19 protein-coding genes are annotated in these 24,000 nt (G+C 71.3%); 8 read left to right on the forward strand and 11 right to left on the reverse strand.

Annotated features, from left to right (window positions below; all coding sequences use genetic code 11):
- Positions 1 to 135 precede the first annotated feature (135 nt).
- Complete coding sequence (locus tag WMF36_RS46010; RefSeq protein WP_437577221.1) at positions 136 to 1,077, reverse strand: hypothetical protein; 942 nt, start codon at positions 1,075 to 1,077, stop codon at positions 136 to 138.
- Positions 1,078 to 1,407: 330 nt separating this feature from the next.
- Entirely contained in the window at positions 1,408 to 2,706 is a 1,299-nt protein-coding gene (locus WMF36_RS46015; protein ID WP_437577222.1) for an RICIN domain-containing protein, read from the reverse strand.
- Positions 2,707 to 3,122: 416 nt separating this feature from the next.
- Here WMF36_RS46015 and WMF36_RS46020 point away from each other — a divergent pair, with 416 nt between their 5' ends.
- The gene (locus WMF36_RS46020) at positions 3,123 to 4,805 is read left to right on the forward strand and encodes a DEAD/DEAH box helicase (RefSeq protein WP_437577223.1); all 1,683 of its coding nucleotides are present in this window, start codon (positions 3,123 to 3,125) and stop codon (positions 4,803 to 4,805) included.
- A gap of 178 nt (positions 4,806 to 4,983) precedes the next feature.
- Here WMF36_RS46020 and WMF36_RS46025 read toward each other — a convergent pair whose 3' ends face one another.
- The 3 genes from WMF36_RS46025 to WMF36_RS46035 all read right to left on the reverse strand — a co-directional run bounded on the left by WMF36_RS46025 (position 4,984) and on the right by WMF36_RS46035 (position 9,374).
- Positions 4,984 to 6,630 (reverse strand): hypothetical protein, encoded by a 1,647-nt coding sequence (locus WMF36_RS46025; RefSeq protein ID WP_437577224.1) that lies wholly within the window; start codon positions 6,628 to 6,630, stop codon positions 4,984 to 4,986.
- A 370-nt stretch (positions 6,631 to 7,000) separates the two neighbouring features.
- On the reverse strand, positions 7,001 to 7,819 hold the full coding sequence (locus tag WMF36_RS46030) for an FkbM family methyltransferase (protein ID WP_437577225.1): 819 nt from the start codon (positions 7,817 to 7,819) through the stop codon (positions 7,001 to 7,003).
- 328 nt (positions 7,820 to 8,147) lie between these two features.
- A complete protein-coding gene (locus WMF36_RS46035) occupies positions 8,148 to 9,374 on the reverse strand; it encodes an MFS transporter (RefSeq protein ID WP_437582048.1) in 1,227 nt (408 codons plus the stop codon).
- Positions 9,375 to 9,457: 83 nt separating this feature from the next.
- Between WMF36_RS46035 and WMF36_RS46040 the strand changes: the two genes are divergently transcribed.
- Positions 9,458 to 10,408 carry a LysR family transcriptional regulator gene (locus WMF36_RS46040; RefSeq protein WP_437577226.1) on the forward strand — a complete coding sequence of 317 codons (951 nt, stop codon included), beginning with the start codon at positions 9,458 to 9,460 and terminating at the stop codon, positions 10,406 to 10,408.
- Positions 10,409 to 10,662: 254 nt separating this feature from the next.
- On the opposite strand, the gene WMF36_RS46045 is transcribed toward WMF36_RS46040, so the two are convergent.
- Together WMF36_RS46045 and WMF36_RS46050 are read right to left on the reverse strand one after the other, a co-directional pair.
- A complete protein-coding gene (locus WMF36_RS46045; protein ID WP_437577227.1) occupies positions 10,663 to 11,238 on the reverse strand; it encodes a hypothetical protein in 576 nt (191 codons plus the stop codon).
- 651 nt (positions 11,239 to 11,889) lie between these two features.
- Entirely contained in the window at positions 11,890 to 12,534 is a 645-nt protein-coding gene (locus WMF36_RS46050; protein WP_437577228.1) for a DUF4291 domain-containing protein, read from the reverse strand.
- A gap of 198 nt (positions 12,535 to 12,732) precedes the next feature.
- Between WMF36_RS46050 and WMF36_RS46055 the strand changes: the two genes are divergently transcribed.
- Positions 12,733 to 13,662: a phosphatase PAP2 family protein gene (locus tag WMF36_RS46055; protein WP_437577229.1), complete on the forward strand. Its 930-nt coding sequence runs from the start codon at positions 12,733 to 12,735 to the stop codon at positions 13,660 to 13,662.
- Positions 13,663 to 13,687: 25 nt separating this feature from the next.
- Here the strand turns inward: WMF36_RS46055 and WMF36_RS46060 are convergent, their stop codons facing one another.
- Both WMF36_RS46060 and WMF36_RS46065 read right to left on the reverse strand, forming a co-directional pair.
- Positions 13,688 to 15,157, reverse strand: coding sequence for a Do family serine endopeptidase (locus WMF36_RS46060; RefSeq protein ID WP_437577230.1), 1,470 nt, complete (start codon positions 15,155 to 15,157; stop codon positions 13,688 to 13,690).
- Positions 15,158 to 15,424: 267 nt separating this feature from the next.
- Entirely contained in the window at positions 15,425 to 17,182 is a 1,758-nt protein-coding gene (locus WMF36_RS46065) for a sensor histidine kinase (protein WP_437577231.1), read from the reverse strand.
- A gap of 411 nt (positions 17,183 to 17,593) precedes the next feature.
- Between WMF36_RS46065 and WMF36_RS46070 the strand changes: the two genes are divergently transcribed.
- The 5 genes from WMF36_RS46070 (at position 17,594) to WMF36_RS46090 (ending at position 22,760) form a co-directional block, all read left to right on the forward strand.
- Positions 17,594 to 19,579, forward strand: a complete 1,986-nt coding sequence (locus tag WMF36_RS46070) for a methyl-accepting chemotaxis protein (RefSeq protein ID WP_437577232.1) — start codon at positions 17,594 to 17,596, stop codon at positions 19,577 to 19,579.
- A gap of 34 nt (positions 19,580 to 19,613) precedes the next feature.
- The gene (locus WMF36_RS46075; protein ID WP_437577233.1) at positions 19,614 to 20,603 is read left to right on the forward strand and encodes an FHA domain-containing protein; all 990 of its coding nucleotides are present in this window, start codon (positions 19,614 to 19,616) and stop codon (positions 20,601 to 20,603) included.
- A 70-nt stretch (positions 20,604 to 20,673) separates the two neighbouring features.
- Positions 20,674 to 21,123 (forward strand): hypothetical protein, encoded by a 450-nt coding sequence (locus WMF36_RS46080; RefSeq protein ID WP_437577234.1) that lies wholly within the window; start codon positions 20,674 to 20,676, stop codon positions 21,121 to 21,123.
- A gap of 14 nt (positions 21,124 to 21,137) precedes the next feature.
- The gene (locus WMF36_RS46085) at positions 21,138 to 21,506 is read left to right on the forward strand and encodes a cupin domain-containing protein (protein WP_437577235.1); all 369 of its coding nucleotides are present in this window, start codon (positions 21,138 to 21,140) and stop codon (positions 21,504 to 21,506) included.
- A gap of 90 nt (positions 21,507 to 21,596) precedes the next feature.
- Positions 21,597 to 22,760 carry a flavin reductase gene (locus WMF36_RS46090; protein ID WP_437577236.1) on the forward strand — a complete coding sequence of 388 codons (1,164 nt, stop codon included), beginning with the start codon at positions 21,597 to 21,599 and terminating at the stop codon, positions 22,758 to 22,760.
- Between the two features lie 18 nt (positions 22,761 to 22,778).
- Here the strand turns inward: WMF36_RS46090 and WMF36_RS46095 are convergent, their stop codons facing one another.
- Both WMF36_RS46095 and WMF36_RS46100 read right to left on the reverse strand, forming a co-directional pair.
- On the reverse strand, positions 22,779 to 23,690 hold the full coding sequence (locus WMF36_RS46095) for a methylenetetrahydrofolate reductase (RefSeq protein WP_437577237.1): 912 nt from the start codon (positions 23,688 to 23,690) through the stop codon (positions 22,779 to 22,781).
- Positions 23,691 to 23,705: 15 nt separating this feature from the next.
- Positions 23,706 to 23,993 carry an MSMEG_0570 family nitrogen starvation response protein gene (locus tag WMF36_RS46100; protein ID WP_437577238.1) on the reverse strand — a complete coding sequence of 96 codons (288 nt, stop codon included), beginning with the start codon at positions 23,991 to 23,993 and terminating at the stop codon, positions 23,706 to 23,708.
- Between the last annotated feature and the right edge of the window lie 7 nt (positions 23,994 to 24,000).

Below are 24,000 nucleotides of genomic sequence, written 5' to 3' on the forward strand. Positions count from 1 at the left end.
AGGTTGGGTCGCGCCTACTCCAACCCGGGTTGGTTCACCATTGACAGGTTTTCACCATGGGGATGTTCGACTGGTATACGCCGGTAAACGCTGGCGATCTCGTGGCCGCAGTCTTCACCGATCACCCCCGCCCAATCAGAGCCCTCCGAGCGCGGTCGTCGCCACGCACCGCCCGTTCCTGCACGTCGCGCCCACGGCGGGCTCGAAGGCGCAGCCGACGACCGGGCAGCGCGGCGGGCGCGTGCAGGTCTTCTCGAAATTCGCCTCGAACGCGGCGCGATGGTCGCGGTGGATCGCGTGCCGGCATCCGCACGACCACCCGCAACAACCCGCAGGCTCCGGGCACGACAGCACGCAGTCGGTGGGGCTCTGGCAGGCATAGGGGTCGCTCGACGGGGGCGTGCTCTGCGAAGGGACGGAGGGCGGCGGGGAGCTCGGCGGTGACTGCGGGCGCGCAGCCCCAGGCACATCGAGGACAGCCTCCGCGGTGCAGACGGACACGGTCGCGGTGCGCACGCCGGCGTGCACCACGTGCTGGCCCGGCGGCAGCGCCGAGGTGCACGGAGGCGCGCCTCGGAGCGCGATCGTCGCTTCCGCGATCGGCCGCGCTTCGCCGGGGCCGAGCTCTATACGACGCGCCGAGCTCACGCCCAGGCACGGCCCCGCGTTGCACGTCCCGTAATAATCGTAGCCCGGCCCGAGCCCCTCGAACTCGACGAGCCCGTTCGGGCATCGCTCCGGCAGATCGAGCGCGAGCGGCTGACCGGTCGCGTTCTCGGCCACCACGCGGAGCAGCCGTCGCTCCCCGGCGACCGGCGTGATGTCGAGGCGGAGCCTCACCGCGCATCGAAGCCCGTGCGCGCCGCCCGGATCGATCCTCATCGGCAGGGCCGGAGGCGCGTGGGGCTCCGGCGGCTCCTCCGGCATATACGCCCCGGCGCTCCCGCCCAGGTTGGGGCCGCCCGCATTGGGGGTGCCCGGATAGACCACGCGGCCCGACGGGGGTTCTTGAACGCACCCCAGGGCCGAGGAGAGGATGAGCAGCGAGAGAATACGAGTCGATTGATGGATGAGCATCTGCGCCTCTTCGCCCGATCGGCGAGCGGGCCGCCGTGCGCGTCCCTGCGGCCGTCGCCGGCTCCCCGCCGTTCGGTTCGTCGCGTTCGACGCGAGCATACCCAAGAACGGCGCCGATTTGCCGCTGATGCCTTCTGAGCCGGTATTCTATTGTGATTCTCGTTCCTTACGGCCGCGCGCGTTCGGCGCCGTCGGGTCGGACGGCGTAACGCCCGGCCCTCCGCGGCCGCCGGACCGATGCCGCGAGGCCCGCCGATGATCAGGGCTACTCCCTCGGCACCCGCAGCCAGAGCAATACCCTGCGCTGCGATCCGCGCTGTTCATCGCCGCTCAGCGCTGGTAGACGCGCACGTAGTCGACGAGCATCCGCTGCGGGAAGGACGTGGACCCGTTCGGCGATCCCGGCCAGTTGCCGCCGACCGCCACGTTGAGCAGCATGACGAAGGGGTGATTGTACACCCAGGGGGCGCCGGCGGGCACGTCCGCGGGAGTTCGCGTCTGATAGAGGTTGCCGTCCAGATAAAAGCGGATCGCGTTCGGCTCCCATTCCACCGCGTACGTGTGGAAGGCGTCCGCCAGCGCCGCCCCGCCCGGGAGGTTCGTCCAGCCCGTGAGCGGATTGCCGCCGGAATACCCGGGACCGTGCAGGCTGCCGTGGAGCGTCGACGGCTCGTAGCCGACGTTCTCCATGACATCGATCTCGCCGCAGCTCGGCCACCCCGCCGAACCGATATCGTTCCCGAGCATCCAGAACGCCGGCCACAGCCCCTGCCCGCGCGGGACCTGGATCCGCGCCTCCACCCGGCCGTACGTGAACTCGAACTTGCCCCGGCTCACGATGCGCGCCGAGGTGTACTGGCAGGCGCCATACCAGCAACCGTATTGATCGGCGCCCTGCGGCGTCGCGGTGATCACCATCGCCCCGCTCTCCTGGCGCACGTTCTCGAGCCGGTTCGTGTAGTGCTGCAGCTCGCTGTTGCCCCAGCCGTGGCCGCCGGTCTCGGCCGACCACTTCGAGCCGTCGATCGCCGACCCGCTCGGCCCGTTGAACTCGTCCGAGAAGACGAGGCGCCAGCCGTCGACCTTCTCGAAGCTCCAGCGCTGGTTGGCGCTGCCGAACCAGGTCCATTGCTGGATCCGCGCGCCCGCGGCGGTGCTGACGTCCTTGACGTCGAGGACCTTGCCGCTGTGCCGCGCCCGGATGCCGTACTGGCCGCTACCGGCGTCGAAGGCCTCGAACTGCTGGTTGGCGCCGCCCCCGTACCCCCACTGCTGGATCGGCGCGCCGTCGGCCGTGCTCACGTCGGTGACGTCGATGGCCCTGTTGCTGTTCACGTTCTCGATCTTGACGAAGCCGTCGCTCACGGAGCTGACGCGGAACTTCTGGGCGTCGGTCCCGTTGCAATCCCACTGCTGCACGGCCACGCCGTCCGCGGTGCCGGACGACCGCACGTCCAGGCATTTGCCGCTGTGCACAGCCTTGATGACGTAAACACCCTCGGCGATGGCCGTGACGCCTTGCTCGAGCACGTCCAGCCCCTCGTCGTCCTCCAGGGCCCCATCGTCGATTCCACCGCAACCAGCGAGAAGGAGAGAGAAGGCGGCAGCGTAGGTGTTCTTGGCATTCATCTTCGATTCTCCTCGAAAGGTGAGCGTGGGAGCGAAGTGAATTCGGACCCCATGGCCCGACGAGGTTCGCCCGTGGTTGGCCCATGGCCAGAGCACGACCCGTTCCATCACCGGTTGACGCGAGAGAAGGCGGGATCTGCCGCGAATTCGCCGTGTCTCGCGGCGCCGCCGCGAGGAGGGGCGATCCGACAGATCACCCGTGCGGTGAGCGACGAGGACGCGGGCGATCACGGAGATCACCCCCGGGGGATCGCGGGCGGCGCGCGCCCGGAGGCCGTGCCGCGGTGGCCACGCCTCGGCGGGGCGCGCGATCGCCTCGAGCGCCCTCCGGGCCTGCGCGGAGCGGACCGGCGCCGTGAAGGGCACGGACAGGGGCTCCGGGCTATGCTGCTGCCGCGACGCCAGCACGAGAGCTCATGACCCACCCCACGACAGCCTCAGCACCGATGGGCCCCGGCGCGCCCGCCCTGCGCCCTTACCAGCGCGCCGCCGTCGACGCCGTCCTCGCGGCCCGCAGGCGCGGCGTCCGGCGCATGGTCGTGTGCCTCCCCACCGGCGCTGGCAAGACGGTCATCTTCTCCCATCTCGCCCGCCTCGCCAGGCGGCAGGTCCTCGTCCTCGCTCACCGCGAAGAGCTGCTCTTCCAGGCCAAGGACAAGATCGAGCGCGCCCTCGGCGGACAGGCCACGGTCGCCGTCGAGCAGGGCGACCTCCGCGCCTCGTCGGACGCGCGCGTCATCGTCTGTTCCATTCGCTCCCTCCACGAGAAGCGGCTGGAGCAGGTCACCGGCGGCCGCGATATCGGCCTCGTGATCTACGACGAATGCCACCACGCCCCCGCCGAGGACAATCGCCGCGTCCTCCGCCAGCTCGGCGCCTTCGACCCCGCGTGGACAGGCACCCTCCTCGGGTTCACCGCCACGACGGCCCGCGGCGACGGCAAGGGCCTCGACGATATCTTCGAGGCGATCGTCTACAGCCGCACCCTCCCCGAGATGATCGCGGACGGCTACCTCGCCCCCCTCACCGGCTACCGCGTCGCCACCGCCACCGACCTCTCCCGCCTCGACGCCGGCGGACTCGACTTCGCCATGGACGAGCTCGAGGACGCCGTCGACATGGAGGAGCGCAACGCGCTCGTCGCCCGCTCCATTCAAGAGCTCGCCCGCGACCGCCGCACCATCGCCTTCTGCGTCACGGTCGCGCACGCAAGGAACCTCTCGAAGGCGCTCAACCACCTGGGCGTCCGAGCCGCCTACGTCCACGGCGACATGCCCTCCGACCTCCGCGGCCGGATCCTCGCCGATTTCCGGGAAGAGCGCGTCCAGGTCCTCACCAACGTCGCTGTCCTCACCGAGGGCTTCGACGACCCTGGCGTCTCCTGCATCGCGATGGCCCGCCCCACCCGCTCGGACGGGCTCTATGCCCAGTGCGTCGGGCGCGGCACCCGCCTCCATCCAGGCAAGAAGGATTGTCTCATCCTCGATTTCGTCGACCTCTCCTCGCTCCATCTGTGCACGCTCCCCTCGCTCTTCGGCATGCCCCGCGACCTCGATCTCGAGGGCAGGGACGCCGCGGAGGCGGGCCGCTTCTATCGGCAGGTGGCCTTCGACTACCCCGGGTTCGAGGTCGAGGCGGGTCGCATCACGCTGCGCGAGATCCAGGAGCGCGCCGCGCACTTCGATCCCGTGAGCCTCCGCGTCGACCCCGAGGTGCTGGCCATCTCGCGCAATGCGTGGGCCTCTCTCGGCCGCTTCGGCCTCACGCTCCATTTCGAGAGGAAGCCCGGAGCGATCAGCGAGGTCGTCGTCCTTGCCCGCGGGGGTCGCGGCAAGCGGTGGCACGTCCTGCTGGATGGCGAGCTTGTCGAGCGCTTCGCCATCCTCGAGGAGGCGGTGGCCGCGGTCGATTACGAGGTCACGCGCCGCGGCCCCGCGGCCTGCGCTTCGGCGCGCCACGACGCGCCATGGCGCAGGGGAAAGCCCCCCGTGCCCCTGCCGGCCGAGCCCCCGAGGGGCCATGCCCCGCCGAGCACCCTGGAACAGGCCATGATCCTCGCGGTGTGGGCGAGGGTCGCCGCGCCGCGCGAGAAGCGATGAGCCGATCCCCCGGGGCCGAGGAGCTTCAGACGCAGCTGCGCCGCCGCGAGCACGGCGTTGTCAGCGGGTCGGGCACGCCGCGAGGGACGGCGGCACGGACGGAGAGCGGGCCCCGCGGAGCCGCATCTCGGCGGCTCCGCGCGGGGGGTGGCGGGGGATCAAGCTGCCCGGCGCGCCCTCAGTGGGTCGCCGAGCCGCCGAGCGTGGGGGCTCGCTCCGCGCTGCCCAGGGGGGCATCGGCGCTGGCGGCCGAGAAATCGGCGCTGGCGGCCGAGAAATCGGCGCTGGCGGCCGTCGAGGAGCAGGCCTCCGCGCACGCGTGCTCCTCGATGAAGGACGTGAGGATCTGCGCGCGGTGGGGGAGGAACTTGAACTGGAGGGGATCCGAGATGTTGCCCTGCTCGTCGACGTGGACGAACGTGGTGGGCGGGTCGGCCGCGGTGGGCGGGTCGATCGGCGTGAAGTGCGCCGGCCACACGTGCAAGCCGCCGAGGTTGTTGCCGTTGCTCAGCTGGTGGCACCCGGCGCACGACTGGGTGGTGGCGCGATCGGCGGCGTTGTCCGCCGTGACCGTGCCAGGCAGGAGGCCGCGGCTCTGGACGAGCGGCACGAGCGCCGCCTCGATGTCGGCGATGAACGCGGTGTTCCCCTGCAGGTGCACCCTATAGTCGTTCCGGGAGTCGACGATGCTCTCGCCCGCGTTGAAGAGGTCCGGGGAAGGCATCGTGCGGAGCGAGATGTCGTTCTCTTCGTCGCCGAGCGGCACGAGCCCGTCGAGGGCATCGAGGAAGCTGCTCTGGAATGCGTCGCGGGTGTTGCTCGGGGTGAAGGTGGAGGTGAACAGGTCGCGGAACGGGTTGTCCTTCACCGTGACCGGCTGGACGAAGAGCCTGATCGAGCTGTCTTCGGAGTCGGTGCCCAGGTCAAGCTTGAACTCGCGGAGCGTCCACTGTTGAATGCCGAAGGGTCTCAGGCGCATGAACTGGTTCGTGCGGATCTGGCCGGTGGAGGCCATGAAATTGGACGCCTGGATGACCGGCGCGAAGCCGGGCAGGCCGAAGAAATAGAACATCTCGAGCGCGGTGGAGCGCTGGGTCTCGCTCATGGTCGAGAGGCTCGCCCAGAATTCGGCTACCGGGAGGCAGGCGGCGACGCCGCACTCGGGCTGCGGGTTCGGGAGCTGGCCCTCGAAGATGATGAAGTTGCGGTTCTGGTTGTCGGTCTGGCCGGACTTCTTGGCGTAGATGATCCGGTACTCGCCGCAATGCGAGCCGTCCGTCGGCGCGAGGTCGAACCGGTTCACGAGCGCGACCGGCTCCATGAAGTCATCCCCCTCGGGATTGAACGGGTTGCTTTCGGCGAGCACGCCCTCGTTCCTGGGGCACGTGTACGGGAACCCGTTGAGCAGGGGAGCGCCATTGCCGTCGGTCACGTCGTCGCAGTGGATGGCGTCTGGATCCTCGAAGACGGCATTGGCGGCGTCGTTCTGCGTGTCCCACCAGCGCTGATAGAGATCCAGGGGCTCCTGGTCGGAGCCGACGCTCGTGATGAGCCGCTGGAGGACGAAGCTGAGCGTGAACTCGAGCATGACGTTCGGGTCCGTCTCCTTCGTGACGATGAGGGACTTCCGCATGTCGAGGATCGGCAGGGACGCGGGGCACGTCAGCGCCTCCGCGCTCTCCGCCGTGAGCTCCTGGGCCTCGCCGGCGGCGACGACGTCGTCGTCCACCGGATCGGTGCCGCCGCAGGCGCCCAGGGAGACCGACGCCGCGGCGCACATGACCGCGGCGACAAGGGGGAACTTGGAGACATAACGAAGATGCATGATCGCTCCTGTGGCGTGGGGCGGACTTGGATCGCTCCGAAGCGGCTCGCGCTCCTGCCCCAGCTCCGCCTCGCGCAGTACCTGCCGGCCGCTTCCTCGGGGCGAGCCCCGGCCGTCGCAGCCCGGCTGGCAGAGATCCATCGCAAGCGGCATGCCGCGCCGCCGCGTCAGGGCCCTTTCGACGAAATCGTGAGACGCGATGAACCGAGCGCGGCGCAGGAGCGGCTGCCGCCCAATCGAGCTCGCCCGTCAGCCCGGCATGCCGATGGCAAGACTTGCCGTCATGGCAAGACTTGCTAGCTCTGAAAGATGGGGGCATGGCAACGATTGCCGTCGCTCCACACCCCGGCGCTCCGGACACGGACCCCGGTCACATCGAGAATGTTGCTGTCTCGTCGTCGCTCTCGGTGCCGGGTTCTGGCGCCTGCGCCGTGGCGATCGCATAGACATCGCCGGCATTCGCCACCTGCGGCAAGGCACGAATGTGGTCTGCCATCTCTTGCTTGCTGCGCCAGCGCTCGAACGTCAGCTGCTGGCTCTCGCCCAGCGCGATGTCGAAGCGGTACGCGCCGAGGGTCGCGAGGTAGTCCAGACAGCGGTAGCTCACGTCACGCTGAATCGTGGTGAACTCGAAGGAGAGCGCCGGTAGCTGCCGCGTCAGGCCGGCGAGCACCTGGTCTTCGAAGCCCTCGACGTCGATCTTGATGAAGATTGGCGCGCCGTGCGTCGCGATCAGCTCGTCGAGCGTCGTCACGAGGACGTCGATCTGCCGGTCCCACACCTGTCCCTCCCAGCCGGGCTGACCGGCGGCCGCTGCGACGAAGGCTGGCGAGGCGGTGGTCACCGTGGGGTTCGCCGTGTTGACGTACATGGCGAGGCGGCCGGGCGCGGCGCCGCAGGCGGCCTCGACCAAGGTGACGTCGGGATCCGCGCCGTAGAGCGCGCGAAGGGCGCGCGCGCAGAGGGGCTGCGGCTCCAGCGCGACGACGCGCGCGCCGAGGCGGCGGAACGACGCGACGCGGTCCCCGACGTGCGCGCCGATGTCGAACGCGAGGTCGCCGGGCTTGAGAAAGCGCGCGTAGAGGCGATCCATCGCCGCGTCGCGGGCCGGGTCGCCGTAACAGAGCGCGAGCGAGCGGCCGAGCGGGATGAAGGCCGGGTCTGTGCGGAGATCGGCAGGGCTGGGCACGGCTGGGTCTCGGGGGGTTGACTGTAGAGTTTGGGCCGGCGACCGCAAGGGGACCACGTCGGCGGTGTCGAGAGCCGCGGCGGCGACGCACCCCGCGCTCCTCGACCCAGTGACACCCTCGACGTCCAGCCGGCACGCCCGCACGAGTCCATTGTCGCCTATGCTGCCGGATCCATGGTGACGTCGGCGACCTCCGGACACGCCTCGCGTCCGCCGCGGCAACCCCTACGAAGGAATGGAGTTCTTCGACGACGGAGAGCGCGAGACGCCGGCGCGGTGAAGGTGCGCATCTGCGCGGGCCATCATGGAAGTCGGCTCACGTGAGCGGTCACGTGCGCGTCGCCGGCCCGAGTCGGACGATGAGCGCGCCGGCCGCCGTCGACGAGGCGAGAGCCGTCACGGCCAGCCAGCCCCACTGGGCGAAGAGCATGCTGCCCAGCGCGGCACCGAAGGCCATGCCGACGAACATGCCGACGAAGAGCACGGCGTTGAGACGGCTACGCGCGCCGGGCTCGATGCCATAGACAAGGGTCTGATGCGCCACCAGCGCGGCCTGGATGCCGAGATCGAAGGCGACGGCACTGGCGCCGAGCAGCCACAGCCGTCCATGGGCCGACAGCGAGGGCAACAGCGCCATGGCGGCGAAGGCCACGACCGAGAGGCCGGCGCCCATGCGCGTCACCCAGGCGGGCCCGCGACGGTCGGCCATGCGGCCGGCCAGGGGCGCCGCGATGGCGCCGGCCGCTCCGGCCAGCCCAAAGGCGCCCGCCACCGAGCTGCCGAGGTGGAACGGCGCGCCGTGCAACATCACGGCGAGGGTGGACCAGAACGCGCTGAACCCCACCGACAGCAGCCCCTGGGCCAGCGTGGCGCGGCGCAAGGCGCCGTGGCGCTTCCACAGCTTGGCCAGTGAGCCGAGCAGCGCGGCGTAGCTCAGCTGCGTGGTCGGCTCGAAGTGCGGCAGGCTGCGCCACATCGCCGCGCCGAGCAGGGCGATGCTGGCCGCGGCGGCGACGAACACCGTGCGCCAGCCGAAATGCTCCGCCACGAAACCGCTGACCACGCGGGACAGCAGGATGCCCAGCAGCAGGCCGGTCATCACGGTGCCGACCACCTTGCCGCGATGCGCCGCGGGGGCCAGCATCGCGGCGGCGGGCACGATGTCCTGCGCCAAGGTCGCGGCCAGGCCGGTGACCAGGCTGGCGACCAGCAGCGTGCCGATGGCGTGAGCGGCGCCGCCGAGCAGCAGCGCGGCCGCCAGCACGGCAGCCTTGGCCAGGATGATGCGTCGCCGGTCGTAGCGGTCACCGAGCGGCGCAAGCAGCAGGATGCCCAGCGCATAGCCCAGCTGGGTCAGCGTGGGCACGAGGCCGAGCGCGCGGCCTGAGGCGCCGATGTCGCCCCCCAGCACGCCGAGCACGGGCTGGCTGTAGTAGAGCGACGCCACGGCCAGGCCCGCTCCGGTGGCCAGCAGCAGCACCAGGGCGGCGGGCAGGGGTGGCGCGGACGCGGTGGGCGGCGACTGGGTGGCGGAGGTCTTATGCGCCAGCTGCATGTTGTGCATGGTGCACCCAAGATATGAAGCATCATCCTGGCGCTGTAGTAGCGTGGGACGTACGACAGTTATACGGTTGACGTATGACCGTGCCGGCACCGCGCTCCTCCTTGTCGCTGGACCGCATCGCCTTGCTGCAGACCTTCGTGAGGATCGTCGAGGCCGGTAGCCTGTCGGCCGCGGCCACCCTGCTGGGAACGACACAGCCCACCGTGAGCCGCCGGCTGCAGGCACTGGAGCGCTCGCTGGGCCTGTCGCTGCTGCAGCGCTCCACGCACACGATGAAGCTGACCCAGGACGGCGAACGCTGCTTCGAACGAGCGAAGACACTGCTGGCCAACCTGGAGGCGTTCGAGTCGGACATCCAAGGCGACGGCGACCAGCCCGATGGGACGCTGCGCGTGGTCGTGCCGCACGCCTTCGGCCAGCACCAGCTGGTCAAGCCGTTGGTCGACTACCTGCGCCGCTACCCGCGTGTCTCGGTCGAGTGGCTGCTGCACGATGGGCAGCCGAACTTCATTGCCGACGGCATCGACTGCGCGCTCCTGGTCGGCGCAGTGGCCGATCCGGCTGTGGTGGCGATCCGCCTGACCGAGGTGCCGCGCATCGTGGCCGCAGCGCCCTCGGTGCTGGGCCGGGCCGCGCCGCCGGCCCATCCATCGGACCTGGCCGACATGCCGTGGCTGGCGTTGCGGACCTACTACCGCGACACGATCACGCTGACCCACTCGTCGGGGGGTGAGCGGGTCGAGCTCGCGATCCGCCCGCGCATGAGCACCGACAGCCTGTATGCCCTGCGCAGCGCCGCGCTGATGGGCCTAGGCGTCTGCGTGGCCTCGTCCTGGCTGGTCGCCGACGACCTGGCGCAGCGGCGGCTGCTGCACCTCGCGCCGTCGTGGCAGGCGGATCCGCTGCCGTTCCACCTGGTCTATCCCCATGCCCGCTTCTATCCGGCCCGGCTGCGGCGCTTCGTCGAGGCGATGCGGGAGTCCGTGCCGGCGGTGGTCGACGGCGCGGCGGCCCGGCGCGGCTGATCGGCCCGCGATGATCCAGGCGCGGAGAGGATCCGGTCGGACCCGACGGGGCTGACACCTGCCCCCGCCCGGCGACGCTCGATCCGACCTACCACAGCAACCCGAGCAACCGCCTCACACGACCGGACCGCCCGGGAGGCATGGCCGAGAAATTTCGACTCTGCTCGAAGGAGGACGCGTGTCCGTTGAGCCTTGCTCGTGGATGAGTGGATGAGAGATAGCGAATCGGAGAGACGCTCTCGTCGGCCGTCGCCTCAGCGCGACTTCACGGACGCCCCGGGGAAATCCTTGCGCTTGATCTTGGCGCGCCGGCCGTCGGGGTGGTGGAACACGATCCCCTCGGCGAGGTGGCCCGGGGAGAAGCGGCTCTCCAGGTGCGAGAACAGGCTGTGGAGGCCATCATAGGTCCTCGTGACCTCGTTGTAGACGGGGATCTCGAGGTTGAACGGCACGCAGAGGTGCCTGGTCAGCCCGAGCGGGTTGCCCTGAATGCTCGGTCCGAGCGCCTCGGCCGAGTGCTCGCCGTCCGGCCAGCGCTCGAAGTCGGTCTCGCGAACCGCCTCGAAGATCCACTTGTCTTCCGGTCCGTGCTCGTCCGCGTCGACGTACCAGCCGTCGATGATTCCCTGCTGCTTCTGGAGCTTGCTCGGGTTCCTGCGCTTCTCGACCCGGACCACATGGCCCGAGCGAACGGTCAGCCGCACGTTCGTGCCGTCGAGCTTCTCGGTGGGGCGGCCCTCGCCCGCAAAGACCCACTCGCAGCCCTGGCGCGGCCGCGGGAGCACCTTGAAGTCGTCGCCACGATCGAAGATCGTCGGAATCTTTTCCATGACCTGAATGCCCTTTCTCACGTGGCCGAGTAGCTCTTCCGGTGTGATGACGCCCCCGGCGAGGCCGCTCGCCAGGGCGCGGACCAGATCCGCGACAGAGGTGCTCGCCTCGAGCGCCACGCGCTTCAGCGCTTTCCGCTCCTCCGGCGAGACCCACGCGACCAGGCGTGACCAGCCCTCGGGCGGGACCCATGTCGAGAGCCTCTCTGGGTCTTTCCTCGGTCTGCCGCGCGGACGGCCTGGCGCTGCTGTCACGGAGAACAGGATGAGGCGGAATTTCTGTTGTGTCAATTGGCAAAACAGAAAATAGACGCGGCGGTTGGGGCGGGGTCGTGGCGATCGGAGCGCAGCGTGCGCGCTTCGGGAGGCTCACCGGCGCGCGGCCCCGGCGGGCGCGTTCAACCCGCCGGACGTCACCCCCGAGAGCACCAATCATGTTGAAACCGGGAGAAATTTCACAGGGAGGCGGGGAGGCGGGGAGGAAGAAAAAAAAGAATCTCTCCCTCGCCGTCTCTCCCTCCCCGCCTCCCCGCCTCCCTGTGAAATTTCTGCTTTTCCCTGGATTTCAACCCGTTTGTCGCTCGAGGCGCTGCTCGCGGCGCAGGCCGAGCAGGAGTATCTCGCCGCGCGCGAGGGATCCTCTCCGCCCGCTCAGCGCTCTATCCCAGCCTGCCTCGCCCCCTCCGCCTCCGCCGGCCAATACACCTCCTCGCGCGGGATCACGAGCCCTCCAGCTCCCCGGCCGCGCAGCGCCTCCCTCTGCTCCGCCACGAGCTCCGAGATGTCCTCCACGCCCACCGTCCACTCCTCGGCGAACCGCCGCAGCATCGCGCCTCGCAGCCCGAGCTGGATCGCCCTCCGCGCGACCGGCGCGCCCGACGGATGGTGGTCCGGATCCCACTGAAGCCTCACGTCCGAGCGCTGGAGTTCGCTCCTCCACGCCTCCTGGCTCGGGTACAGCTCGGGCACGAAGCCCGACGGCACCGCCGCCGAAAGGATCGCGTCGAACCCCGCGCGCTGGATCCGGATGGCCAGCACCGCCTCCTGGTCGGGCTTCGTGCCCCAGCCCGAGCGGTACATCATCCAGAGGAAGTTCGGCTTGATCCAGCTCATGCGGCCGAAGCTGAACTCCGGGCCTCCGAGCCGCCCGTGCAGCGCCGCGTGGCGCGCGATCGAAGGGCGGTACGCCTGATAGACCACGAGGGTCTCCTCGTCGAACTGCGCGAGGATGTGTCGCCCCGTGGCGGGCCAGCGGGCGGCCTGCGCGTCGTACGGCTCGAGATCGAGCTTCTCCATCACTCCCTCTCCTTGTCTCTCTTCCGGCCCACCGCGAGCGAGCGACGCGGCGACCCGCCACCTCGCGGATTACGTGTACTCCGTCCCCGACGACGAGATCCACCTCGCCCATGTGCGCGATCTCTCGGCGCCGGAAGTCCTCGTGTCGCTCGCGCCCCGAGCGAGCCCCGCGGCAGGGCCGCGTGCTAGAGCTCCTCCATGGAAGCGCTGGATCTCCGCGCGGACCAGCTCGCCTCGGCGGTCGGCGCGCGGCCTCTTCTGCTGCTCGCGCTGCTCCTGGCCGGGACGGTGGGGGTGCTCCTCGGGCTCGTCGCGGTCGCCCGCCTCTCCGAGCGCCACGCGCGGGCGCTGTGGGCGCGGGCCGCCGGGGCCTACCGCGCGGCGGCGGAGCACCCGGTCACGCAGCGGCTCTCGACCCGGTTCCCTGCGGTCGCGCGCGTGCTCCGCGAGCTCTCCGCGGCCGAGTACCTCGTGATCCACCTCGGCCTCGGCCTCGTGCTCACCCTGGGCGCGCTCGTGTTCGTCGCGCTCGCGGAGGCGGTGAGCGGCGGCGCGTCGATCGTTCAGGTCGATCTCGCGCTGGCGCGCGCGCTCCACGCGTCGTCGAGCAGCGCCGGCGTGACGGCGCTCCGCGCCTTCACGCACCTCGGCAGCGGCTGGGCGCTCACGGTGGTGGCGATCGTCGTGGCCGCGGTGCTGCTGAAGCGGCAGCACCGCGTCCTCGCGGTCGGCTGGCTGATCGCCCTCGCCGGGAGCGGGCTCCTCAACCGGGCGCTCAAGGCCCTGTTCGCGCGACCGCGGCCGCTGTTCGACGATCCGCTCGCGGTCGCCCGGGGGTGGAGCTTCCCGAGCGGACACTCGATGGGCACATTCGTGACCTTCGGCATGCTCTCGTACCTCGCGCTCCTGTTCCTCCGGACGCTCCGCGCTCGCCTGGTGTTCGTCGCGTTCGCGCTCGGCTGGACCGTGGCGATGGGCTTCAGCCGGATGTGCCTCGGCGTGCACTACCTGAGCGACGTGCTCGCGGGGTTCGCCGCGGGCGGCGTGTGGCTGGCCGTCTGCATCTCGGGGAGCGAGGTCGCGCGGCGCCGGCCGAGCAGGATCGACGGCCGGCCGCCCCCCGGCTGAACGCCGCGGCGCCCGCCGCCGCGGCTCACCGCTCCACGAGCACGAACCGCGTCTTCCCCTCCCGCCACGCCAGGAGCAGCACCGGCTGCTTCCCGGTCGCGTCGACCTCCTGCTTCAGCTGCTCGGGGCTCGTCAGCGGCTTCCGGTTCGCCTCCAGGACGACGTCCCCCGGCATCAGCCCGGCCCGCGCGGCAGGGCTGCCCGGGCTCAGCCCGAGGACGAGCGCGCCCTTCACGTCGGCCGGGATCTCGAACCGCCGCCGCAGGTCGTCCGAGAGCGCGGCGATCTCGATCCCGAGCGCGCCCGTCGGCGTCGGCGCCGGCGTGGGCGCTTCCGGCTTCGGCTCCGGCAGCTCGTCGAGGGTCGCGGTGAGCTCCAGGTTCCGCCCGTCGCGGAGCACGCGCATCTCCACCGGGGTGCCCGGCTTCGTCTCGGCGATGCGCATCCGCAGCTCGCGGCCGTCGGTCAGGTGCTCCCCGCGCAGCGCGACGATCACGTCGCCGCGCCGGAGGCCGGCCTTGTCGGCGGCGCTCCCCTCGGACACGTCGCTGACCACCGCGCCGCGCGTGTCCGGCGGGAGCCCGAGCGCCTCGGCGAGCGAGGGCGACACGTCCTGGATCGCGACGCCGAGCGCGCCGCGGATCACCCGGCCGTGCTCCACGATCTGCTCCATCACCGCGCGGGCGAGCTTCGAGGGCACGGCGAACCCGATCCCCTGGTTGCCCTGCGCGCCGCGCGCGAGGATGGCCGTGTTGATCCCGATGAGCTCTCCCGCCATGTTGATGAGCGCGCCCCCCGAGTTGCCCGGGTTGATGGCCGCGTCGGTCTGGAGGAAGTCCTCGTAATCGACGATCCCCATGTTGCCGCGGCCGACGGCGCTGATGATCCCCTGGGTGACGGTCTGGCCGATGCCGAACGGGTTGCCGATCGCGAGCGCGAGGTCCCCCACGCGCACCGCGTCCGAGTCGCCGAACGGCGCGAAAGCGAACTCGCCCCCGTCGAGCTTCAGCACCGCGACGTCGGTCTTCGCGTCCACGCCGACGACCGTCGCCTTCATCTCCGGCCTGCCCGGCAGGGCGACGCGCACCTGGCTGGCGTCCTGGACCACGTGCGCGTTGGTGATCACGTGGCCCTCGCGCGACACGATCACGCCCGACCCGAGGCTCTGCTCGCGCTGCACGCGCGGGCCCGGCGGCTGGCCGTCCGGTCCGCGCTGCGCGTCGCCGTCCATCCCGAAGAACTCGCGGAAGTGCGGGTTCGAGAAGAACGGGATGCGCTCGGGGACCGGCGGGCGCACGAACCGCACCGAGGAGACGTTCACGACCGCGGCGCTCACGCGCGACACGATCGGGGCGAATCCCTCCTGGAGCGAGACCGCCTCGCGGGCGGAGGGCGGCACGTCGAGCGGCCCCGGCGCAGGCGGGGTCGCCTCGGCGGTCTGCTCGCCCCGGCGCTCCCCCCGTTCCAGGCAGCCGAGCGGAAGCGCGGTGATCACGGCGAGAGAAAGAGCCCAGCGTGCACGCATGCCGGCGCCGCATTCATCTCCCATGCCCCCGCGCGCCGCGTCCGGCCGCCGGCTCGCCCCCTCGATGAGCCGGCCAGCGGCGACGACGCGCCGGCTCTCTCCACGTCCTCCGCTTCTTCCGGAGCGAGGGCAGCACCGCGGATGTCCATGGCCGCTTCCGCCGGGGCGTTTTGTCTCAGGTCCTCCCCGCGGCGCGCGGCACTGTGGCGGGCGCGCGCCGCGGGGGAGCGGCCGCCGTCACGGCGCCTCCGGCCCCCGCGGCCGCACCGTGGTCTCCCCCGGCGGCTTCTCCAGGAGGGGCGGCCCCCCGACCGGCAGCCAGACCTCGAAGACCGCGCCCCCCTTCTGGGCCTTGCGGTAGCTGATCTCCCCGCCGTGCTCGAACACGATCCGCTGCGCGATCGCGAGCCCCAGCCCCGTCCCCGTCTCCTTGCTTGTCGCGTACGGCTCGAACAGGCGCGGCACCATGTCCTCGGCCACGCCCGGCCCGTTGTCGCGCACCACGATCCGCACGCGGTCGTTCGGCAGCGGGCCGATCGTCACCGAGACGCGCGGATCGCGCCGGATCGCGCCCGCCGCGTCCAGCCCGTTCTGGACCAGGTTCGTGAGCACCTGGATCATCTGGTCCCGGTCCGCCGACACCCTCGGGATCGGGTCGGCCGCGAGCTCCACGCGCGCCGTCGCCGCGCCGCCCGTGCCGCCGCCGCCGGTCGCCTCGCCCGCCGGCGCGGCGTGCAGCGTGACCACCCCGCGCGCGACCGCCACGAGGTCGACCGGCTCCAGGTGGGGCGCGGGCAGCCGGGCGAACCGCGTGAACTCGGTCACGATGTTCGCGATCCGGTGCACCTCGTTCAGCACCGTCGACGTCGCCTCCTCGAAGTAGTCGTCGAACGCCGGATCCTCGCGCTGCCGCAGCCGCCGCAGCGTCTCCACCGCCGCGCGGATGGGCGCCAGCGGGTTCTTGATCTCGTGGGCGATCTGGCGCGCGACCTCGCGCCGCGCCGCGATCCGCTCGGTCGCCGCCAGGCGCTTGCGCATCGCCGCGAGCTCGTCGATGGTCGCGTTGAACGCCGCCGCGAGATCCGCGATCTCCCGCCCCCCGCGCCCCTCCACCCGCCGCGGCGCGCCGCTCATCACCTCGCGCGTCTCGCGGGCCAGCGCCGCGATCGGCCGCGACAGGCTGCGCGCCAGCACCACCGCGATCCCGAGCGCGATCGCCAGCACCGTGGCGCCGGTCAGGGCGATCGCGCGATCGAGCCGGGCCAGCGCCTGCTTCAGCGGCTCGCGCGACACCGAGGCGACCACGTCGAGGCCCGGGATCTCCGTGAAGTCGAGGACGCGCACCACCTCGGCCTCGCCGCTCCGGGGGGCGGGCCGCCCCTCGGTCGTCGCCGTGAGCCGCACGTGATACGCGTCGCCGATCCGCGCGAGCACCGGGCCGATCCGCCGCGCCCCCACGAGGCCGATCGTCACCCCGTGGCGCGACAGGGCGCAGTGGACCTCCAGCGACGGCTCGCCCCCCGCCTTCGCCGGCCGGAGCCGCGGCGCGCCCCCGGGGGCCTTGATCAGCTCCGCGAGCCGCGGGTCGCGGGCGCCGATGCGCGAGGCGTCCTCGGCCGCGAGGACGCTCCCGTTGCTCGCCACGAGCGACAGCTCGTCGAGGCGCAGCGCCTTGGCCTGGCTCGGGACCTGACGGCGCAGCGCGATGCGGCTGCCCGGGTCCATCGCGTCCGGGTCGCCCTTGCCCCGCTCCAGCTCGACGTGGGCCTTGTCGACGAACGTGTCGTGCTGGCAGAGCGGCGGCAGAAGATCGCGCAGCGCCTCGGCCTCCCACACGAGCTGCTGCCGGACGCCGGCGTGCGCCGCGGCGATCCGATCGGCGAAGCCGCTCTCGATGATCTCGCGCGACGCCTCGCGCAGGGTCAGGCCGACGAAGGCCGTCGCGATGATCGCGACGAGCCCGAAGGCGAGCAGGAGGCGAGCGGCGAGGGGCATGACGGGGCGGCCGCGGCCGCATGGCCACCCCGGCGGCCAGGACGGCCGGGCGGCCGCCGCGGTCTGCGGCGGTGTTCAGGGGTCGGGCGTGGAGGGAACGGCGCCCGTGCCGCGCCCCCGCGGCGCGAACCTTCTGCGCCGCATCTCCGTGCATACGCGATCGGGTCGAGGTCGTCCAAGTTCATCGCGACTTCCCCACACGCCGGGCCCTCCCGCGCGGCCCGACCCTGCGCCTCTGCCCAGGAGCGCTCGGTCCGCTGCTCGCCTGCCGGCGGCGCCTCGCCGCGTTTCTGCCGCGCGCTCTCCTTGCACCGGGGGGCACTCGCCTCTTACGCTCGGTCGTCCTCGGGGTCGTCGGGTGCACGTTGGGCCACGCACGCGCCGCTGCTCGATCGCGCTGGAACGCACGAAATGAACTCCAAGCTCTCCATCGCCATCGCCGTAATCCTCCTGCTCATCGGCTTCGGGTTGAGTCTCGCGTCGAAGCCGCTGGCGGAGTTCTCGAGCCAGCTGTTCATGTTCTTCGGCCTCTCCGCGGCGGTGGCGGTGGTGTACGCGAGCCTCGCGGGCAAGGGCGGCGTCCCCCTCGGGGGCCTGCGCGACGCGCTCCGCGCGGCCGCGCGGGGCAAGCGCCCCAAGCTGCCCGAGGACGCCCCCGCCGACGTCGCCGAGACCTACGAGCAGATCGCCGAGATCGCCGGCCGGCAGGTCGAGCTCGCGGAGGAGCGCCACGCGCTCGCGGAGGAGCGCGACAAGCTCGCGCGCGAGCGGGACGGCCTGAGCCGCGAGCGCGACGGGGTCGAGCGGCAGCGCGACGTCCTGGAGCGGGAGCGGGACGCCCTGAGCCGCGAGCGCGACGGGCTCGTGAAGGAGCGCGACACCCTGGAGCGGGAGTGCGCGACGCTCACCCGCAAGGTGAACGACCTCGCGCAGCGGGGCCCCGACATCGACGTCGACGCGCTCGTCGACGCCGTGCTGCGCGCCACCGCCGGCGAGCGGGTGCGCGTCCCTCCGGGCGCGCCGCCAGAGCTCTCGCGCCTCTACACGGAGCTCACCGGCATCGCGGAGCGGATCACCCAGGCCGAGCTGCGCGACAAGCAGCGCCGGACGGAGCTGGCCCAGGCCACCATGCTCCTCGACGAGCTCCTGCCCAAGCTCAGCGACGGCGTGAGCAGCGTCATGCACGCGAGCGAGCAGGCCACCGTCTACATCCGCGAGATGACGACCGCCCTCGCCAACATCGCCCAGTCGGTCGAGTCGCTCGCGTCGAGCGCCGAGGAGTCGAGCTCGAGCATCCTCGAGATGACGGCCACGAACGAGGAGGTCGCCGAGAACGTCGGCGAGCTCGGGTCGAGCGTGCGCGAGACGGTCTCGTCGATCGAGGAGATGGCGTACTCGATCCGCGAGGTCGCGAAGAACGTCGACGCCCTGGCGCTGACGGCCGAGGAGACGAGCTCCTCGATGAACCAGATGGACGTCTCCATCGACCAGGTCCAGTCGAACGCGAACGAGACGGCCCGGCTCTCGGAGGAGGTGGCGACCGACGCCGAGAAGGGCGCCGAGGCCATCCTGAAGACGATCGGCGAGATCTACCGCATCAAGGAGTCGAGCCAGGAGGCCGTGGCCGTCATCTCGAACCTCGGCTTCCGCATCGAGGCGATCGGGCAGATCCTGGCCGTCATCGACGACGTCGCCGAGCAGACGAACCTGCTCGCGCTGAACGCGGCGATCATCGCCGCCCAGGCCGGCGAGCACGGCAAGGGCTTCGCCGTCGTCGCCGACGAGATCAAGGACCTCGCCGAGCGCGCCGGCGGCAGCACGAAGGAGATCGCGGAGCTCATCAAGACGATCCAGTCCGAGTCGAAGAACGCGATCGCCGCCGTGGAGCGCGGCGCGCACAACGTCGACCGCGGCGTCGAGGTGTCGAACGAGGCCGAGCGGGCCCTGAAGAAGATCCTCGAGAGCTCGCAGAAGTCGACCAACATGGTGCGCGCCATCGCCCGCGCCACGGTCGAGCAGGCCAAGGGGTCGAAGCAGGTCACGGACGCGATCGGCCGCATCGCCGAGACGGTGCAGCAGATCGCCGCCGCCACGGCCGAGCAGGCGCGCGGCTCGGAGCTCATCATGAAGAGCGCGGAGAAGATGCGGACCATCACGCAGCACGTGGAGCGGTCGAGCCAGGAGCAGGCGCGCGGCGGGCGCCAGATCACGAGCGCGATCGAGCAGATCTCGAACATGGTCCACAGCCTCAACGCCTCGCACCGGAGCCAGACGCGCGGCGGCGAGCAGCTTGTCGAGGCCGGCAAGCGCATCGAGGAGGCGGCGCGGCAGCAGGATCAGGCGGTGCGGCAGCTCGTCAGCGCCGCCGAGCGGATGCGTCGCACGGCGGCGATTTGACCCTTCGCCGCCCTTCCGCGCAGAGGCAGCGTCGATGGCGTTGACGATCGTGGTGCTGGCGCCCGCCGGAGCGGGGAAGGAGGGCGGGGGCGAGCTCTCCCTGACCCTGGACGCGCCCCGCATCATCCTCGGCCGCGCGGAGGGCTGCGAGGTCCGCCTCCCCGACGCGACCGTGAGCCCCCGGCACGCGTCGATCCGGCAGCGCGGCGCCGCCTACCTGCTCCTCGACGAGGGCAGCGACAACGGCACCTACCTCGGCAAGACCCGCATCGCCCCGCGCACGGCCATGCCGCTGCGCACCGGCGACCGCATCCGCATCGGCCGCGTGTGGCTCGCGCTCCGGATCGAGGCGGCGGTCCCGCAGGGAGCCCCGGCCGCGGCCGCCAGGGAGCTCGCCCTCGAGCTCGTCGCCCGCGGCCTGGCGGCTCAGGACGAGGATCCCACGCCGCGCGTCCTCGTCGTCGACGGCCCGGACCAGGGCCGCGTCCTGCGCCTTCCGGAGTCGGCGCGGCCCTACTTCGTCGGACGCGCCAAGGACACCGATCTTGGCCTCGACGACCCGGACGTCTCCCGCCGCCATGTGGCCATTACGCGCAGGGGCGATCAATTCTCAGTTCAGGACCTCGGATCGCGCTCCGGCGCCTCGCTCGACGGCGTTCCGGTGCCTCAGTTCGATACGATCTGGCGTCCTGGACAGGTGCTCGCGATCTCGGCCGATCGGCTCGTATTCGAGCATCCGGCCGCCGAGGCGCTCGCCGAAATCGAGCGCAGCCCGTGCGAGCCGCTCCGTCCAGACGCGGTGTTCGAGCCCCCTTCGGCCGAAGAGCCCGCTGCGCATTCCACGCCGACGCCTCCGCCTGCCTCCGCGAGCACGTTATCGCCGATCTCGCGGCCTACTGCGGCGGCTCCTCGCGTCGCGCAGGGCGGCGGGTGGGGGTTCACGGAGGCGCTCATTGCGTTGCTCGCGCTGGGTGTGCTGGGTCTCAGCATTGCAGGCCTGATGTGGATGCTTGGACGCGGTTAGCGTCTTGACGTCGCGCGCGCGCAGAGGTCGAAGAGCGCAGTCCCGGAGGGTGCGCATGCGTGCGATCCGAATGAGCGCTGAAGGCGAGATCGAGTACACCGAGGCGGAGCTGCTGGCGGAAGGGATCGGGTGCGGCGCGTTCGACCCGGGCGCAGCCGCGCTGGCCTTGCAGCACATCCATGCGGAGCGTGGATGGACGGACCACGAGGAGGTCCGCCGCGACACGAGCAATCCTCGCGACGAGGCGGAGAGCGCGCGGGAGGCGGACGAGCATTGCCATCTCGGCGACGAGGTGCGGCTGTTCGTCGAGGGGCACGGCCTTTACGACATCCGCTGCATGGACGACGAGTGGCTGCGGATCTGGGTCGGCGCGGGCGATCTCGTGATCGTGCCGGCGCGGCGTTACCACCGCTTCGTGGCGAGCAAGGCCGCGGCGCTCCGCTACCTGCAGCCGTTCGGCGGCCGCCACCTGCTCATGCAGCTCTACCGCGTGTCCGACGATCGGACCCGCGCCTTCTGATCTGGAGGCCCCCGATGGCGCACCCTTACCGTCTCGTCACGTCCGCGACCCGGATCCCTGTCCCTGGTGGCAAGCTGATCGAGGAGCTCTTCGGCCGGGTGAACACCGGCACGGACGGCTTCAGCCTGGCGCACATGGTGGCCCCGCCGGGGTGGAGCGAGCCGGCGCAGACGCCCTCGTTCGGCGAGCTGACGCTCATGATCCGCGGCCGCATGCGGGTCGAGATCGCGGGCGAGACGGTCGACCTCGGTGCCGGCCAGGCCATCTGGACGGAGCCTGAACAGCGCGTCCGCTACAGCAACCCGTTCGACGAGGAGAGCGAGTACTTCGCCCTCTGCATACCGGCCTTCGCGCCGGACCTCGCGCGGCGCGACGCCGGGTGAGCTGCGCCGCGCGGCGCGCGTGCGCGGCGCGAGAGCGCGAGCGGCGCAGATCCTGGATCCCCGGTGCGCGCCGAGCGCGTACTATGTCCTATGCTCTTCGATCCCGCCGAGTTCCGGAAGGTGCTGGGCCAGTTTGCGACCGGGGTCACGCTCGTGACCACGGTGCAGGACGGTACGCCGCAGGCGATGACGGTGAACTCGTTCAGCGCCGTCTCGCTCGACCCGCCGCTCGTGCTCTTCTGCGCGGACCGGCGGTCGCGCACGAGCGCGGCCATCGAGGCGTCGGGGGTCTTCGCGGTGAACATCCTGCGGGAGCAGCAGCGGGACATCTCGGACCTGTTCGCCGGCAAGGGGACGGACATCGATCGGCAGGCGGTGCTCACCGAGGCGCATGTGGCCGACTCCGGCTGCCCGATCCTCAAGGACGTGCTCGCCTTCATCGACTGCAAGGTGGAGCACGCGTACGACGGGGGCGATCACATCATCTATGTCGGCCGCGCGCTCTCGGCCGGGCGGGGCGAGGCGGGCGCGCCGCTCCTGTATTACCGGGGCACGTACCAGGCGCTCGACGACGTCTGGCGGTGGCGTGACCGGTATGCCGCGAAGGAGCAGGCGACCCCGTTCCACGAGCTTGTCGACTTCTTCGATCGCATGCAGGCGGAGGGCCCTTATGCGACGCTCGTCGACGAGCTCGTCACGCTGGTCGATCCGGGCGTGGAGGATCGGTGTCTCGACCTCGGCTGCGGCACGGGCCGCCTGACGCGCGAGATGGGGCGCCGGTGCCACGAGGCGGTCGGGATCGACGCGACGGCGGCGATGGTGGAGCGCGCTGCGCAGCGGGCGAAGGCGCTCGGCCTGGACAACGTGACCTTCCGGGAGGCGCTCGCGACGCGGCTCCCGTTCCCCGACGCCTCGTTCGACGTGGTGACCTCGTCGAACCTGCTCCTGCACGTGCCCGAGCCGGGCCCGGTGCTGGCCGAGGCGGCGCGCGCGCTCCGCCCGGGCGGCCGCGTCGCGCTCCTGGAGCCTGCGCCGGGGATGAGCCGCGTCGCGATGGCCGGCTACCTGCGCAGCCACCGGTACAACCCGTCGACGGCCCACGCGATGCTCGCGTGGGCCGACGCGGCGGAGGCCACCTACCGCCACACCGAGGACCGGCTCAGCGCCGATCTGAGCGGCGCGGGCTTCCAGGTCGATCGCCGCGAGCGCAGGATGAACGGCCTCGCGCTGCTCTGGATCGCGCACAAGGCGTGAGCCGACGCCCGCAGGGGCTCACGCCGCTCGCCGGAGCCCCGCGTCCTCGACCAGCCGGGGCACCCAGTCCTCCGCGCCGATGGAGCGCATGTGGATGCCCGAGAGCCCCGGGATGTCGCGGAGCCCCCGGACGAGCTCCAGCGTGATCCGGTAGCTCTCCCCCTCGGCGTCGCCGCTCTGGCGCACGCGCTCGATCAGGTGTTCCGGGACCACGAGGCCCGGCACCTTCTGCAGGAAGCTCAGCCGATCCACGCCGGCGAACGGGAAGATCGCCGCGATGAAGTGCGCGCGCTCGTGGAGCCCGCGCTCGACCACCGCCGCCATCCAGCGGCGCATCGACGCGAGCTCGAACACCGCCTGCACCTGGATGAAGCTCGCGCCCGCGTCGATCTTCGCGCTGAGCCGGTCCATCGCCCCGGCGATCGCCTGCTCCGCGCACGGGAAATCGATGGTCCCCACGTGGAAGTAAGGCGCCGGCGAGATGACGTCTCCGTTGAAGAGCTTCCCCTCGCGCGTCAGCCGGCGGGTCAGCTCGATCGCCGCGAAGCTGTCGACGTCGCTCACCTCCTTGGCGTCGGGATCCGAGCCGATGGCGCACGGATAGCCGCCCAGGACGATGATGTTCGAGAGCCCGAGCGCCGCCATCCCGAGGAGGTCGCCCTGGAGGGCGATCTTGTTCTTGTGGCGGAGCGAGAACTGGAGCACCGGCTCGAGCCCCTCCTGCTTCACGAAATGGCCGACGGCCATGTTGGCGCAGCGCGCCTGGGAGAGCAGGTGATCGTTGATCTGCACCACATCGACATGTCCCGCCATGTTTCGGGCGTGCTTCAGCAGTTTTTCCAGGTCGTGGTGACGCGGGGGCGTCAGCTCGGCGGACACGAGGAACTGGCGCTCGCTGAGGAGGCGCTCCATCTTCGATTTCGACACCATAGACTGCTCCTTACGTCACTCGACGAACCTGAGGACCCGGACCTTGGCCCCGCTCTGGCCGTGGAATCGCGCGGCCACGCTCGCGATGCGCGCCGCCTCCGCCCGCGCCAGGCTGCAGGGGAACCCGTACTTCTTGAAGACCCGCTCGCTCGCGATATCGAGCGCCTTCCGGCAACGCGCCACGAAATCGTCGATTGTGTAGCTCTCCCCGACGTCGATGTGCTCTTTCACGACGAGCGACGGAGAGTAACAGACCTGGTGCTCGCCGCTCGGCCACTCGATCACGAAGCGCATCTCCGGCATACGTCGC

The organism is Sorangium sp. So ce887 (assembly GCF_051521455.1).
Classification (GTDB): Bacteria; Myxococcota_A; Polyangia; order Polyangiales; family Polyangiaceae; genus Sorangium.